14 protein-coding genes are annotated in these 14,493 nt (G+C 64.4%); 4 read left to right on the top strand and 10 right to left on the bottom strand.

What is annotated here, in order from left to right; genetic code table 11:
• Positions 1-79: 79 nt before the first annotated feature.
• The 9 genes from panC to dksA all read right to left on the bottom strand — a co-directional run bounded on the left by panC (position 80) and on the right by dksA (position 10,204).
• Complete coding sequence (panC, locus tag JGZ97_RS04365) at positions 80-931, bottom strand: pantoate--beta-alanine ligase (RefSeq protein WP_207061389.1); 852 nt, start codon at positions 929-931, stop codon at positions 80-82.
• Positions 928-1,725, bottom strand: a complete 798-nt coding sequence (panB, locus tag JGZ97_RS04360) for a 3-methyl-2-oxobutanoate hydroxymethyltransferase (protein WP_207061388.1) — start codon at positions 1,723-1,725, stop codon at positions 928-930. The genes panC and panB overlap by 4 nt, the downstream gene beginning before the upstream one ends.
• Before the next feature lie 57 nt (positions 1,726-1,782).
• Complete coding sequence (gene folK / locus JGZ97_RS04355) at positions 1,783-2,271, bottom strand: 2-amino-4-hydroxy-6-hydroxymethyldihydropteridine diphosphokinase (protein WP_207061387.1); 489 nt, start codon at positions 2,269-2,271, stop codon at positions 1,783-1,785.
• Positions 2,264-3,700: a polynucleotide adenylyltransferase PcnB gene (pcnB, locus tag JGZ97_RS04350; protein ID WP_370583998.1), complete on the bottom strand. Its 1,437-nt coding sequence runs from the start codon at positions 3,698-3,700 to the stop codon at positions 2,264-2,266. The genes folK and pcnB overlap by 8 nt, the downstream gene beginning before the upstream one ends.
• 492 nt (positions 3,701-4,192) lie before the next feature.
• Complete coding sequence (locus JGZ97_RS04345; protein ID WP_207061386.1) at positions 4,193-5,608, bottom strand: sigma-54 dependent transcriptional regulator; 1,416 nt, start codon at positions 5,606-5,608, stop codon at positions 4,193-4,195.
• Positions 5,605-8,517, bottom strand: a complete 2,913-nt coding sequence (locus tag JGZ97_RS04340) for a sensor histidine kinase (RefSeq protein ID WP_207061385.1) — start codon at positions 8,515-8,517, stop codon at positions 5,605-5,607. The genes JGZ97_RS04345 and JGZ97_RS04340 overlap by 4 nt, the downstream gene beginning before the upstream one ends.
• Positions 8,507-8,683 (bottom strand): hypothetical protein, encoded by a 177-nt coding sequence (locus JGZ97_RS04335; protein ID WP_207061384.1) that lies wholly within the window; start codon positions 8,681-8,683, stop codon positions 8,507-8,509. The genes JGZ97_RS04340 and JGZ97_RS04335 overlap by 11 nt, the downstream gene beginning before the upstream one ends.
• Positions 8,684-8,828: 145 nt before the next feature.
• On the bottom strand, positions 8,829-9,731 hold the full coding sequence (gene gluQRS / locus JGZ97_RS04330) for a tRNA glutamyl-Q(34) synthetase GluQRS (RefSeq protein ID WP_207061383.1): 903 nt from the start codon (positions 9,729-9,731) through the stop codon (positions 8,829-8,831).
• 41 nt (positions 9,732-9,772) lie between these two features.
• The gene (dksA, locus tag JGZ97_RS04325; RefSeq protein WP_207061382.1) at positions 9,773-10,204 is read right to left on the bottom strand and encodes an RNA polymerase-binding protein DksA; all 432 of its coding nucleotides are present in this window, start codon (positions 10,202-10,204) and stop codon (positions 9,773-9,775) included.
• Between the two features lie 256 nt (positions 10,205-10,460).
• Between dksA and sfsA the strand changes: the two genes are divergently transcribed.
• Positions 10,461-11,168: a DNA/RNA nuclease SfsA gene (gene sfsA, locus JGZ97_RS04320; protein WP_207061381.1), complete on the top strand. Its 708-nt coding sequence runs from the start codon at positions 10,461-10,463 to the stop codon at positions 11,166-11,168.
• Here sfsA and JGZ97_RS04315 read toward each other — a convergent pair.
• Positions 11,131-11,490, bottom strand: a complete 360-nt coding sequence (locus JGZ97_RS04315; protein ID WP_207061380.1) for a Rieske 2Fe-2S domain-containing protein — start codon at positions 11,488-11,490, stop codon at positions 11,131-11,133. The two genes, sfsA and JGZ97_RS04315, sit on opposite strands and share 38 nt — an antisense overlap.
• A 125-nt stretch (positions 11,491-11,615) precedes the next feature.
• Here JGZ97_RS04315 and moaB point away from each other — a divergent pair, with 125 nt between their 5' ends.
• The 3 genes from moaB to JGZ97_RS04300 all read left to right on the top strand — a co-directional run bounded on the left by moaB (position 11,616) and on the right by JGZ97_RS04300 (position 14,404).
• Positions 11,616-12,164, top strand: a complete 549-nt coding sequence (gene moaB, locus JGZ97_RS04310) for a molybdenum cofactor biosynthesis protein B (RefSeq protein ID WP_207061379.1) — start codon at positions 11,616-11,618, stop codon at positions 12,162-12,164.
• Positions 12,161-13,387, top strand: coding sequence for a gephyrin-like molybdotransferase Glp (glp, locus tag JGZ97_RS04305; RefSeq protein ID WP_370583997.1), 1,227 nt, complete (start codon positions 12,161-12,163; stop codon positions 13,385-13,387). The genes moaB and glp overlap by 4 nt, the downstream gene beginning before the upstream one ends.
• Before the next feature lie 162 nt (positions 13,388-13,549).
• Positions 13,550-14,404, top strand: coding sequence for a hypothetical protein (locus JGZ97_RS04300; RefSeq protein WP_207061378.1), 855 nt, complete (start codon positions 13,550-13,552; stop codon positions 14,402-14,404).
• Positions 14,405-14,493: the final 89 nt, after the last annotated feature.

The raw sequence follows: 14,493 nt of genomic DNA, 5'->3' as shown, positions 1-14,493 counted from the left end.
GGGTTGGGAAATTAACAGGTATCGGTGGCGTTCGCCAGCGGCCGCTTTGTGCAGCCGCTAAGGCGAGGTGCCGGGAGGGTCAGGGGCGTTCGAAGGCGAGGTTGTCGATCAGCCGGGCGCCGCCCAGCTTTGCCGCGGCGAGAATCACCAGTTTCCGGTCCGCGACCTCGGCCGGTTGTAGATCGTCCTGGCGGCAGATGTGGAAATAGTCCGGGGTAAAGCCGGCGTTTTGCAGGGCTGCGTTGGCCCGGGCTTGCAGGGCCGGGTAGTCGCTCTCGCCCGCCTCGATCGCCCGGCGGGTCTCCTCCAGGGTGCGGTAGAGAGCCGGCGCGATCTCAAACTCCTCGGCGCTGAGGTAGCCGTTGCGCGAGCTCAGCGCCAGTCCCGCCTCGTTGCGAGCGGTGGGGGCGCCGACAATGGTCACCGGCAGGCTCAGGTCCCGGGTCAGGGCGCGGATCACCGCCAGTTGCTGGAAATCCTTGCAGCCGAAGATTGCCACGTCCGGCTGCACGATGCCGAAAAGCTTGGTCACCACGGTGGCGACGCCACGGAAGTGGCCGGGGCGGCTGGCGCCGCAGTGCTGACGGCCAAGCTCGGGGACATCGACCTGCGTCTGCAGTCCGGCCCCGCCCGGGTACATCTCCTCCACGGTGGGGGCGAAGAGCAGGTCGCAGCCCTTGGCGGCCAGCTGCGCCTGGTCCGCCTCCAGGGTGCGGGGGTAGCTGTCCAGGTCTTCGTTGGCGCCGAACTGCAGCGGGTTGACGAAGATGCTGGCCACCACGTAATCCCCCTGGCGGCGCGCCTCGTCGATCAGGCTCATATGGCCCGGGTGCAGGTTGCCCATGGTCGGTACGAAGGCGATGCGCAGCCCTTTGCCCCGGGCCTCGGCGACCTTGGCCCGGACCTCGTCAATGCGTCCGACCCGGATCATGACTGGAAGCCGTGCTCGGGGGCGGGAAAGGCGCCGCTCTTGACTGCATCGACATAGGCCCGAAGCGCCTCCTGGGGGGTGGCGGCCTCGGCCATGAAGTTCTTGACGAAGCGGGGCGGACGTCCCGGTGTCAGGCCCAGGATGTCGTGGAGCACCAGTACCTGGCCGTCGGTGTCGGGGCCGGCACCGATGCCGATGACCGGCACCTCGGCTGCCTCGGTGACCTGTTTGGCCAGGGGGCTGGGGACGCACTCAAGCAGCAGCACGCTGGCGCCGGCGGCTTCCAAGGCCTTGGCGTCTGCCAGCAGCTGTTGGGCTTCGGCATCACCGCGGCCCTGGACCTTGTAGCCGCCGAGCTTGTTGACCGACTGGGGAGTCAGGCCCAGGTGTGCACAGACGGGAATGCCGCGTTCGCTCAGCCGCTCGATGGTGTCGGCAAGCCAGGCGGTGCCTTCGAGCTTGACCATGTGGGCGCCGGCCTGCATCAGGGCGGCGGCGCTCTCCATCGCCTGCTCGGGGGTGGCGTAACTCATGAACGGCAGGTCCGCCATGATCAGCGCGCCGCGGTTGCCCCGCTTGACGCAGGCGGTGTGGTAGGCCATCTCTTCGAGGGTGACCGGCAGGGTGCTGTCATTGCCCTGAAGTACCATGCCCAGGGAGTCGCCGACCAGGATCACCTCGACGCCGGCTTCACCGACGAGCTGGGCGAAACAGGCGTCATAGGCGGTCAGGGTGCAGAATTTCTCGCCCTCGCGCTTCATCTGCGCCAGGGTGTGCAGGGTCGTATTTTTCATAGCTTACTGCGTCCGCTGTCGGAATGGATGGGTCGCTCAGGCGACGATAGGCGCCGATTATACCCCTAGCCGCTGAAGGGTGCCCATAGGGCACCGGGCCAAAAGCGCTTGCAGGGGGCTGCCGTTCGGCAGCACCAGGTTCGGCGCCAGTTCAGCGAGGGGGTAGAGGACGAAGCTGCGCTCGCCCATGTGCGGGTGGGGCACCTTGAGGCGTGGCGTATCGATCACGCAATCGCCGTAGAGCAGCAGGTCCAGGTCAAGGGTGCGCGGTCCCCAGCGTTCGCCCCGCACCCGGTTGTGGGCCTGCTCAATGGCTTGCAGCCGATCCAGCAGGGCCTCGGGGGCGAGGTGGGTCTCCAGGCGGGTGACCGCGTTGATGTAATCGGGCTGCCCGGGGGGGCCCACCGGGTCGCTGCGATACAGCTGCGAGTGGGTGACCTCGCGGCAGCCGGCCAGCGATGCCAGCGCCTGCTGGGCCTGGCTGACCTGCATCAGGGGGTTGAGCAGGTTGCTGCCCAGGCCGATGTAGGCGCGGACTTCAGCCATTGTCGGCCGAGCGCGGCTTGCGGCTGCGTTTGCGCTTACGCTTGGGGCGCTGTCCGCCGAGATCTTTGACCAGGGCGGCGCGTCCTTCGTCGTCCTCCTCCTGGTAGCGGGTCCACCAGTCACCCAGTTGGTCGAGCTGCTCACCGCTGGCTTCGCGCATCAGCAGGAAATCATAAGCGGCGCGAAAGCGGGGGTGTTCCACCAGCTGCTCGGCGCGACGTCCAAAGCGGCGGGGCAGGCGGAACTGCAGTTCCCAGATCTCCCGCATGGGGCCGCTGAAACGGCGGGGGATCGAGGTGGCCTGTACCTGCTGCTGCACCACGTCCTGGGCCGCCTGGTGGAGCGCGGGAATCGGCGGCAACCCCTCGTCCCGGAGCTGGGCGATGCGAACTTGCAGCGGGTGCCAGAGCATGGCGGCATAGATAAACGCCGGGGTCACGCTCTTGCCTTTCTTGATGCGCTTGTCGGTGTTGCGCAGGGCGGCGATGATCAGCTCTTCGCAAAGTTCGGCCTGATCTCCTCCCCGCTCCAGCAGGCGCTGGGTGGCCGGGAAGAGCGGGGTAAAGAGGTTGAATTCGCGCAGCAGTTTGAAGGTCTCTTCGCCACGGCCCCCCAGCAGCAGCTTCAATACTTCCTCGAACAGGCGGGCGGCGGGAATATCTCCCAGCAGCGGCGCCAGGCGGCAGATCGGTTCCTCGGTCTCCTCGGCCATGGTGAAGCCGAGCTTGGCGGCAAAGCGCACCGCGCGCAGCATCCGAACCGGGTCTTCGCGGTAACGGGCTTCGGGATCGCCGATCAGGCGCAGGGTGCGGTTGTCCAGATCCTCGACGCCGTTGGCGTGATCGTGAATGCTGAAATCGCGGACCGAGTAGTAAAGGGCGTTCACGGTGAAGTCGCGGCGCAGGGCGTCCTCTTCCACGGTGCCGTAGACGTTGTCCCGCAGGATGCGCCCAGAGTCATCCTGGTGGCCGTGCTGGGCGTTGTTCTGCGAATCGTGGCCGGCGCGAAAAGTGGCTACCTCGATAATTTCGCGGCCAAAGCGCACGTGAACCAGCTTGAAGCGGCGACCGATCAGGCGAGAGTTACGAAACAGCTCGTGCACTTCCTCGGGGGTGGCTTCGGTGGCGACGTCGAAGTCCTTGGGGTGTTCGCCCAGCAGCAGGTCGCGAACGCAGCCGCCCACCAGGTAGGCTTCGTAGCCGGCGTCTTTGAGCCGGTAGAGGACTTTCAGGGCGTTATCGCTCATGTCACGGCGTGACAGGATGTGATCGTCACGGTGAATGACCGTGCGGCCCTGGGGCGCGGTAGTCATGGGTTGAGCTCCGGCGGTCGAATGATTGATGCGGTAGCGGTGCCAGAGGTGGACTGCAATCAGGGCAACAAGTGGCAGGCTGGCCACGACGATGCCGGTAATCAGGCTTGAGGACATTGAGTATTAAACACGTTTTCAGGGAGAAATAGACGCCGAATCATACCACTTGAGCGGCGTTCAGGAAATGTTGCGGGGCAGAACAAACAAGGGCAAAGGGGCTTAAATCGGTCGAAAAACAGGGAAAATCAACAAGGGAAGTGCCGGCCACTCAATCGTGGGACGGGGCCGCCCGAGGCAGACGGTTTGTTATTTTTATTGACCGTTGCTCGTGTCGCGGAAAGAGGTCCATCACGCTCAAGTGACCGGCGTGGGCCCCGATTGTTATTTTTATTGCGGGGCTAGCCTGTTGGCCCGTTCGGCATTTTATTTTTATTGTCGCCGTGGGCCGTAAAGATTTTTATTATTCTTGATAAACATACTGCACGGCTTGTGCCAACATGACAATGCGTTTAAAAACAGATACATATCTGTGTATTGGACGAGCTTAGAAGCTGCGGTGTTACGGCTCTCCCCGAAGAGGGGTAACAGTGCTGTGTAAAAAGGTAACACCTAGTCGCGGGCCTTGCGGGGGATGCCCAGGCGCTGGCGACGCTCCCACAGGGTCTTGCGGCTGATACCCAGGCGTTTGGCCAGCTCTGTCTCGGTCATGCGGTCCTGGTTCTCCAGCACGAAACGCTGGAAGTAGTCTTCCAGGGAGAGTGCGGGGGAGGCCGAGGGGCTGGCCGGGTGAGCCGGCTGACGCGCCAGCCCCGCCTCCAGGTCGGCCAGGCCGTGCGGCTCGAGATCGAGGCCCAGCAGATCGGGGGTGATGGTTTTGCCCTCGCTGAGGATCACCGCCCGCTCGATGGCGTTTTCCAGCTCCCGCACGTTGCCGGGCCAGCGGTAGCGCTGCATGGCGGCGCAGGTGGCATCGCTGAAGTGTGCCGGCTCCACTCCCAGGCGGCGGCAGCTGTCGCTGAGAAACTGCTTGGCCAGCTCGATGATGTCGGCGCCGCGCTCGCGTAGCGGCGGCATACGAATCTCCATGATATAGAGGCGGTAGAACAGATCCTCGCGAAACTGGCCGCTGCGGGTGAGGGCCTTCAGGTCTCGATGGGTGGCGGCGATCAGGCGGATATCCACCTGCATGGGGGTGACTGAGCCCACGCGGCGTATCTCCCCCTCCTGCAGCACGCGCAGCAGGCGGGCCTGGGCGTCCAGCGGCAGTTCGCCGATTTCGTCGAGGAACAGGGTGCCCCCGTTGGCGGCTTCGATCAGGCCGCTGTGGGTGCTGACGGCGCCCGTGAAGGCCCCTTTCTCATGCCCGAACAGCTCGGATTCGATCAGGGTGTCGGGAATGGCGGCGCAGTTGACCGAAATCATGGTCGCTTCGTGGCGCAGGCTGAGTTCGTGAATGGAGCGGGCCGCCAGCTCCTTGCCGGTGCCGGACTCGCCCTGGATCAGAACGGTCGCATCGGTGCGGGCCACCTTTTGAATCCGGGAGAAGAGCTGCTGCATGGGCTCGCTGCACCCCGTCATTTTGCCCAGGCTGGCGCAGCTGGCCGGAGCGCCCGCTTTCGGCTCGCGCTCCGGGTCTCGGCCAGGGGGCTCCTCCTGCTCCGCATCCGCTGGCGACGCCTTGCGCGCGAGAACCTCGGCGATGGTGCGGAGCATCTCCTCGTGATTAAAGGGCTTGGCGATGTAGTCCACGGCACCTTGCTTCATGGCGTCCACCGCCGAGCGCAGGCTCGCGTAGCTGGTCATGACCAGGACCGGAGTCGGGGCCGCCAGTTCAATCAGCTCGGTCCCCAGTCGCCCGGGAAGACGCAGGTCGGTGATGATCAGGGAAAACGCATTGAGGTCGTGCTCACTCAACGCCTGGTCCACGGATTCTGCTTCGCTGACTTGATACTGGTTTCTTTCCAGCAGGCGCCTGAGGGCCTGGCGGATGACGGCTTCGTCTTCGACGATCAGAATCTGGCTCATGGACTCCTATCCGGTTGGTGCGCGGGCAGCGTTAGGGTGACCCGGGTGCCCTTATTCTCTGCTTTATCCACGGGGCTTTCAATCGACACGCTGCCGTAGTGCTCCTCGACGATGCTGTAGACCAGCGACAGTCCGAGGCCCGTTCCCTTGCCGGGCTCCTTGGTGGTGAAGAAGGGCTCGAACAGCCGGTCCTGTACTTCCGCGGGAATGCCGCTTCCCTGGTCTTCGACGCTCACCTTCAGGCTCTGCTGGCGCCCGTCCATGCGGCTGTCGATAGTCAGGGTCTGGCCCGGTGCGGACGCGTCGGCGGCGTTGTTGAGGAGATTGACGAATACCTGCAGCAGGCGTTGCGCGTCGCCGTTAACAAGGTGCTCGGGCGCGCACCGGTTGGCATAGAGCAGCTGCTTGCCGCGGGCATCGAGGCTGACCAGGGCGATGGCGTCCTTGACGCAGTCGCGGATCGCGAAGGTGTCGTGGCTCAGGCTGCGGTTGTGGGTGCCAGCGTGGGCGAAGTTCATCAGCGACTTGATGATGCGGTCGATCCGCCCGGTCTGTTGGAGGATCTGGTCGGCGGACTCCTGAATCGCTTCGGCATCGCTTTCATAGCGGAGATTCTGTGCCAGGCAGGCGATCCCGGTGACCGGGTTCCCTACCTCGTGGGCGACCCCCGCCGCCAGGCGGCCGATGGAGGCCAGGCGCTCGCTGTGTACCAGCTCGTCGGCCAGCAGCCGGGTTTCGGTCTCGTCTTCCACCAGCAGCACCTGGCCGCTGTCGCGCCGACTCTCGTCCAGGGAGGCCTTATGCAGGCTGAACCAGAGCGGGTGGGCGTCGCGCTGCAGCTTCTGGTTGTGCAGGTGGGTGTGCTCCTGGTGCGAGAAGTCATCGAGCAGCTCACCCCAGGGGGACGGCAGGCGAACCAGCGGCAGGCCCACGGCCTGCTCGGTCGCGATCCCAGTGATGCGCTCCATCTCGCTGTTCCACATCATCACATCGCCAGCGGCGCCAAGCGAGCAGACCCCTACCGGCAGGCGGGCGAGGGTCTGGCGGTGATAGCGGCGCAGCTCGTCGAGTTCGGCGGCCAGTCCGGTGAGCCGGGACTGGTAGCTCTCCAGGTGCTCCTCAAGCAGGTGGATATCCCGGTGTCGGTAGGGGGCGAGGGTCTGCTGGTCTCCCGGGCTCAGCAAGTCGATCGCTTCAACCGGTCCCAGCAGAGCGGAGAGGTTGACTTCCAGGCGGTCGCGCAGCTGGTTGAGGGCCTGGCTGCGGGTTTCATTAACCTCCAGCCCTAGCTCGTTCAGGGCCTGGTGCACTTCCCGCCAGGCTGCCTGCGAGCCAAGGCGGGGGCTGAGTTGGTCGACGAGGGCCTGTACGCTGGTCAGGGGAAGCTGGCGTCCCTGGGGGCGGTGAAGTGCATTGAGGGCACAGGAGCTGGCGGCGTGGAGCTCCTCCGGATCGGGTTTGCGCAGGTAGGAGACCAGCAGAAAGGTGCCGATATTCGCCGCCAGGGAGTAGAGCGCCGTCTGGTGCCAGACCGATGCCCCCAGGGAGCTGGTTTCGCCGCCAACGAAGAGGGGGGCCAGCATGGAGGTCAGCCAGATGCTCATGCCGGCCAGTAGCCCGAGAAGAAAGCCCAGGCGGCTACCGCCGGGCCAGAACAGGGTCGCCAGCAGGCCGGGAAGAAACTGCATGAAGGCGATAAAGGCCACCAGTCCGAGCTGGTGCAGGGCGTTGGGGTGGCTCAGGGCGCTGTAGAAAAGGTAGGCGAGGAGGGTGACCAGTACGATGAGTGCGCGGCGGGCCCATACCAAGCGGCGGTAGAGCTGGTTGCTGCCGCGGTTGGAGTAGAACGGCAGCAGCAGGTGATTGATCGCCATGCCAGACAGGGCGATGGTGCTGACGATGACAATGCCGCTGGCGGCGGAGAGCCCGCCGATAAACGCCAGTACCGTCAGCAGGGCGGACTCCTGCTCAAGGCCCAGGTTGAGGCTGAAGTATTCCGGGTTGCCGGCCAGCTCCAGCTTGAGCCCGGCCCAGAGGATGGGTGGGATCCAGAAGGCCATGATCAGCAGCAGCAGGGGGACGCCCCAGCTGGCCTTGGCCAGCGCCTTGGGGTTGAGGTTTTCGGTGAAGAGCATATGGAACATATGCGGCATCACCATGGCTGCGGAGAAGAACGCCAGCAGCAGGGTGCGCCAGGCGTCGCTGTCCACCGGCGTATACAGCCGGGTGAGGCGGTCGCTGTTGGTCCGCAGCCACTGCTCAAGGTCGGCGTTGCCGTCAAACACCACGAACAGGCAGTACAGGCCGATAATCGTCAGGGCCAGCACCTTGATCAAAGATTCCACCGCCATCGCCACCACCAGTCCCTCGTGCTTTTGGCGGATGGAGGCGTGGCGGGCGCCGAAGAGAATCGCGAATACCGCCACCAGCAGGCAGAAGCCCAGGGCTGTGGTCCGGGCCGGCAGTTGGTCGTTGAGCAGGTGAATACTGTCGGTCACCGCCTGGATCTGGATGGCGATCAGCGGCAAAGAGCCCAGCAGCATCACCAGGGTGACCAGGGTGCCCGCCCGCTGGCTGCGAAAGCGAAAGGCGAAAAGATCGGCTACCGAACTCAGCTGGTAGGAGCGGGTGATCCGCAGCAACGGAAACAGCAGCACCGGGGCCAGGAGAAAGGTGGCGGAGGCGCCCAGGTAGGAGGCGAGGAAACTGTAGCCATAGTTGTGGGCCAGGCCGATGGCGCCATAGAAGGTCCAGACGCTGGCGTAGACCCCGAGCGAAAGTACGTAGACCGCGGGGTGGCGTACCAGCCGCTCGGGAAGCCAGCCGCGGTCGGTGATGTAGGCGGCGCCGAACAGGAACAATAGGTAGGCGAAGCCGATCAGGAACAGCTGCAGCAGGTTAAAGCTCATCGTTCCTCCTTCTGTGCTCGAGCCAGGCGGCCAGCCCGATGAGCAGCAGCCAGGGGAGAAACGGTCGGTACCAGGCCGCCTGGGTGTCGCCCCAGTCCTCAATCAGCCCGGGCGAGAGGAGGTAGATGCCGATGATGAGAAAGCAGATTAGGCGGTAGAGGTACATGGGGTCAGTGCCCGCCCGGAGTCTGGACGGCGCCGGGGCTCGGCCAGTTCCGCCCCTGAGTGCCTTTGTTTTTTGCCATCTCTGTGCGTGCCTCCTTCAGGCCTGCCAAATACAGGTTGCCATGTGGCCCTTGGCCCCTGGCGGCTTAGTCTTGCAGTTGCGACTCGGGCAGCGTGCGCCGTCGCGGCAGGCGCTCGCGCCGCCAGTTCGGCACCGCCCAGTCCAGCACTTCGGCGGGACCGGCGCCGCGGAGCGTGTCGGGGGGGCGCTGGCCCAGCAGGTGTAACGCCCGGTAAAGATCCCGGCCCGGCTGGCGGGGGCTGAGCGCCGTGGCGAAGGTCTGTTTGCTCAGCTTCTGGCCGGCAGCGTTGACCAGCACCGGAATGTGGGTGTAGGCGGGAACCGGGTAGCCCAGCACCTGCTGCAGGTGGATCTGGCGGCCGGTGGAGCTGAGCAGGTCGCAGCCGCGCACCACTTGGGTGATGCCCTGGGCGGCATCATCGGCCACCACGGCCAGTTGGTAGGCGTAGAGCTGATCCTTGCGGTGAATGATGAAATCGCCGCTGGCGTGGTCCAGCCGTTCCTGCTGAGCTCCCTGCACTGCGTCCTGAAAGCGGATCAGCCGCGGGTCGGTTCGCAGGCGCACCGCGGCCGGTCGCCGCACAACTGCCTGGCGGCGTCGGCAGTAGCCGTCGTAGACCGGCCCGCGGCGGGCGCTCTGCTGGCGTGAGCAGTCGCAGTAGTAGGCCTGGTTGCGGCGCAGCAGTGTCTGCACCAGCGCCTCGTAGTCGGCCTGCCGCTGGCTCTGGTAAATCACCTCTTCATCCCAGTGCAGGTGGAACTGCTCGAGGGTGCGCAGAATGGCGTCGGCGGCCCCGGGAACCTCCCGAGGCGGGTCGAGATCCTCGATGCGAACCAGCCAGCGTCCGCGATGGTGGCGGGCGTCGAGAAAACTGGCCAGCGCAGCCAGCAGGGAGCCGAAGTGGAGGGCCCCGGTGGGGGAGGGGGCAAACCGGCCGCGGTAGGGCGATTGCTCAGGTGGAAGCATGCAAGCGACGGGCCCCGGAGCAGGCCGGGGCCGTGTTAACGTCAGCTTCCCAGCTGCTTCTCTTTGATTTCAGCCAGGGTTTTGCAGTCAATGCAGAGGGTCGCGGTGGGCCGGGCCTCCAGGCGACGAATGCCGATCTCGACCCCGCAGGAGTCGCAGTAACCGTAGTCGTCGTCCTCGATGCGCTCCAGGGTCTCGTTGATCTTCTTGGTCAGCTTGCGCTCGCGATCCCGGGTCCGCAGTTCCAGGCTGAACTCCTCCTCCTGGCTGGCCCGGTCACTGGGGTCGGCGAAGTTGGCGGCGTCTTCCTGCATGTGATGAATGGTGCTGTCCACCTCTTCCATCAGCTCGCGCTTCCAGGCGTTGAGGATACTCTTGAAGTGCTCGAGCTGAGCCTCGTTCATATACTCCTCGCCCTCCTTCAACTGGTAGGGGACGTAATGCTTCAGGAGTGACTCTTTTGTTTCTGGCATAATGCTGCCTCACTTCGTTCTCAAGCCAATGCGGTTGCCGCCGCTTAATGATCCATTTGTACTGCTTTGGCCAAGCAGCGTGGTTGCGATTTTCCACTTCTATCCTGAGGAAATCAGGCGCAAAAAATTACCAGATCCCTTCCGTAAGTACCAGCCTGCGCAACAATAAAGTTGACCTGGGTGCTAAAAGTGGCCGACACAACATATCTAGACCATTAAGCTCCCCTTGTCAGTGAAGGGTAAATAAAGGCTCTGTATGAAGTTTGAATTTCCATTGCAGGAGGCGCGTCTTGAGCGCCGCTACAAGCGGTTTCTGGCCGACGTGGTCTGCCCGGACGGTCGCCGGCTGACGTTGCACTGCCCCAACACCGGCTCCATGCGTAACTGCTGCGATCCGGGTAGTCGGGTCTGGTTCTGGGATTCGGGCAACCCCAAGCGCAAATATCCCTGTACCTGGGAGCTGGTGGAGGTGGAGGGCCGCTACCTGGGCTGCGTCAATACCGGGCGGGCCAACGCGCTGGTGGAGGAGGCGATCACAGAGGGCAGGGTAGCCGAATTGCAGGGCTATCCGCAGATTCGGCGAGAGGTGCGCTACGGCGAGGAGAACAGCCGAATTGATCTGTTGCTGGAGGGCGAAGGCCCCACCTGTTACGTGGAGGTAAAGAATGTCACCCTGCTGCGTGCGGGCGGTGAAGGGGCGTTTCCGGACGCGGTCAGTGCCCGGGGCAGCAAACACCTGCGTGAACTGATGGCCATGGTCGCGGCGGGCTACCGGGCGGTGCTCTTTTATTGCGTGGCGCATACCGGTATTGAGCGGGTGGTGCCGGCCGATGATCTGGACCCGGGCTACGGAGAGGTGCTGCGCCAAGCTGCCGCCGCGGGGGTGGAGGTGATCGCCTACGGCGCTGACATCACCCCGGAAGCGATCAGCCTGGTGCGGCCGCTGCCGGTGGATCTGAGCTGAGGTGCTCGGGGTCGACCCGCACCTCGCCGTCTTCAATGACAAAAGGCACGGCGGTCAGCGCCTGGCCCTGGCAGGGGCCGTAAACGCACTCCCCGGTGGCGATGGTGAACAGGGCCCCGTGGCTGGCGCACTGGATATAGTTGTTATCGGCATCCAGAAAGCGGTCCGGAACCCATTCGAGGTTGATGCCCCGGTGGGGGCAGCGGTTGCGGTAGAGATGAAGCGCGCCGGCCTGGCGAACCAGGATCAGCGCGCAACCCTCGAGGGTCAGCCCGCGGCTCTGGTTTTCGCCCACGGCGTCAACCGGGCAGAGGGTATGCATCGCGAAAAACTCCAAAATTGGCCTAAGTCAATTGATCCTATTGTCAGATATCAGGTGGGCTGAGACAATCGTCCGACTTATTTGTAGAGGCGCAGCACAGCGTCCGGTGTAGCGAGAGGAATGCCATGGCCCACCATAATAACGTCGAATTTGTGCCACTCAGTATTGCTGTACTCACCGTCTCCGATACCCGCACCCTGGAGACAGACACCTCTGGTCAGACCCTGATTGATCGCCTGGAAGCAGAGGGCCACCGGCTGGCCGAGCGCGCCATCGTCCCCGACGATATCTATCAGCTGCGGGCGCGCCTCTCCCAGTGGATCGCCGATGAACACGTGCAGGTGGTGCTGGTGACCGGCGGCACCGGATTCACCAAGCGCGACACCACCCCGCAGGCCGTGACGCCTTTGTTGGATGTTGAGATCGACGGTTACGGCGAGCTGTTCCGGCAGATCTCCTACGAGCAGATCGGCAGCTCCACGGTGCAGTCACGGGCGCTGGGAGGGGTGGCCAACCGTACCCTGATCTTCTGCATGCCCGGCTCTACCGGCGCTTGCAGGACCGCCTGGGACAAGATCATCAAGGAGCAACTGGACGCCCGTCACCGTCCCTGCAACTTTGTCGAAATGGTCTCCCTCTCCGGTGTCGCCGGGGCCTGCGGAAGCCGCGCGTGAGCGGGTGCTGCGACCGGCCGGGACTGATGCCCTTTGATGAGGGGCTGGCGCGGGTGCTGGAACGGGCGCCCGCGCCCCCGGCCATCGAGAACTGCCTGCTGGCCGAGGCGCTGGGGCGAACCCTGGCCGCCGACCAGGTCTCGGCGTTGGACGTGCCGCCCCGCGATAACAGCGCCATGGACGGTTACGCCCTCAACAGCGCCGATCTGCAAGGCGAGGGGGCGTGCACGCTGCCGGTTAGCCAGCGTATTCCCGCCGGTGCGGATCCCGAACCCCTGCTGCGGGGGACGGCCGCACGTATCTTTACCGGTGCGGTCATCCCTGTCGGCGCCGATGTGGTGGTCATGCAGGAGCAGTGCGAGGTGGCTGGCGCGGACGTGCGGGTACCGACGGGCCTGGTGCCCGGGGCCAATGTTCGCCGACGTGGTCAGGATGTGACCCGGGGAGACGCGGTCATGTCTGCGGGCACGCGCCTGCAGGCGCAGCACCTTGGGCTGCTGGCCAGTCTGGGCGTGGACCGGGTGCCCGTCTACCGGCGGCTGCGGGTGGCGGTGATCTCCACCGGCGACGAGCTGGTGGAGCCGGGGGTGGCCCTGGCTCCGGGGCAGATCTACAACTCCAACCGCTATACTCTCGCCGGTCTGGTGCGGGGGCTGGGAATGGAGCTGGTGGATATCGGCATCGTCGAAGACACCCCCGCGGCCAGTGAAGCGGCGCTGCTGAGGGCATCGGCCGAGGCCGACTGCGTCATTACCAGCGGCGGCGTTTCGGTGGGGGAGGAAGACCACGTCAAGGCGGCGGTGGAAAAGCTCGGCGCGCTGGACCTGTGGCGCCTGGCCATCAAGCCCGGCAAACCCTTTGCGTTGGGCGAAGTCCGGGGAACCCCCTTTCTCGGCCTGCCCGGCAACCCCGCCTCGGTACTGGTGACCTTTCATGTGCTGGCGCGACCCTTTCTGTTGCGTATGCAGGGCGCCACCGAACTCGCGCCCACGGCCTACCGGGTGCCGCTAACCCGGGGGCTGAAAAAGCCACAGGCGCGCTGCGAATTTGCCCGCGCACGACTGGTGAACCGCGATGGCCAGCTCTGGGCCGAGCCTTTTTCCAACCAGAGTTCCGGCATGCTCTCCTCGGCCTGCTGGGCGAGCGGGTATGCGGTGCTACCGCCGAATATTCAGGTGCAAAGCGGCGAGCTGGTGGACTTCATTCCTTTTACCGAGTTTTGAGGCAGCCCAGGCCCGGGAGCGTATCTGGCCGGGCTGAAACCTTGACCGGCTATACTCCAAGCCAGTGCCCGCCCCGGCCCTGGTGCCGGGCTGGCTTTCATCAAGCGGCGTAAGGTTAAGGTTGGCCTGAGGCCGTAACGCCTTTTTATTGGAATGCCCGCCATGCCCTCTTTTTTTAGCGATCCCATGGTGCAGAGTTCGCTGCTGCCGCTGACCCTGGCATTGGTCCTGACCGGTCTTCTGCGCTTGCTGCTTGGCCCGGTCCGGGGGCGGCGTATCGCGAACCTGTCGGTGATTCTCAGTTTTTTCATCCTTGCCTGCCTGATTCAGGGCCTGATCTTTCCACCGGTGGGGTCGACCCACAAGATTCCCTATCTGCTGGGTGGGCTGGCTTTGGTAGCGCTGCTGGTGGACCTGCTGCCGGTTCGGGGCAAGGCGTTGATGGTGCTGCTGGTTGTGGTTCCGGCGCTGGCGCTGGGGTGGCTAAATGCAACCCGTTGGGCGGGGGCTGACAGCGAGCTGCTGGTCAAGGAAGCGTTGTTGTACGGGGCGACGTTGCTGGTGCTGTGGTCTCTTTTTCGTCAGCGCGGTCGGGGGCTTGACGGCGTGGTGGAGCTGCTGTTCGCCAGCGTCGGGTTCGCCGCTATCTCGCTGATGGGGGCTTCGGCGCTGCTCACGACCCAGGGCTTTGCGTTGGCCGCCTGCCTGGGAGGATATGCCCTCTGGAACTGGCCCCGGCACCGGTTTGCCCTGGGGGGCGGTGTGTTGATGGCAGCGGTCGGGCTGGTGCTGCTGATCAATCAGGCGCTGTTGCTGACCGATACCAGCGTCCTCGCTTTGGCGTTGTTGCTGCCCGTGTTTTTTGCTGACAGTCTGTTCAGCCCCCTCGAAAAACGCTGGCCGTTGAACGATGTAACCCGTCCGCTGGTGATTGCCCTCGTCTGCCTGCTGTGGGTGCTGATCGCGGCGGGGGTCTCTTTCAGTATCAACCCCATTACCGCTGATGCAGGCTATTGATCCCGCGCATTGTAATCTAAAGAATTGTTAACTAAAGTGAAAAGCTAACTTTAGCAGAACTCACTGCGAGTAAATTCCGATAGTCTAGA

This window comes from Motiliproteus sp. SC1-56 (genome assembly GCF_017309075.1).
Classification (GTDB): domain Bacteria; phylum Pseudomonadota; class Gammaproteobacteria; order Pseudomonadales; family Balneatricaceae; genus Motiliproteus.
The sequence above is the reverse complement of the archived record's forward strand: the minus strand, read 5'-3'. Positions and strand labels throughout refer to the sequence as shown.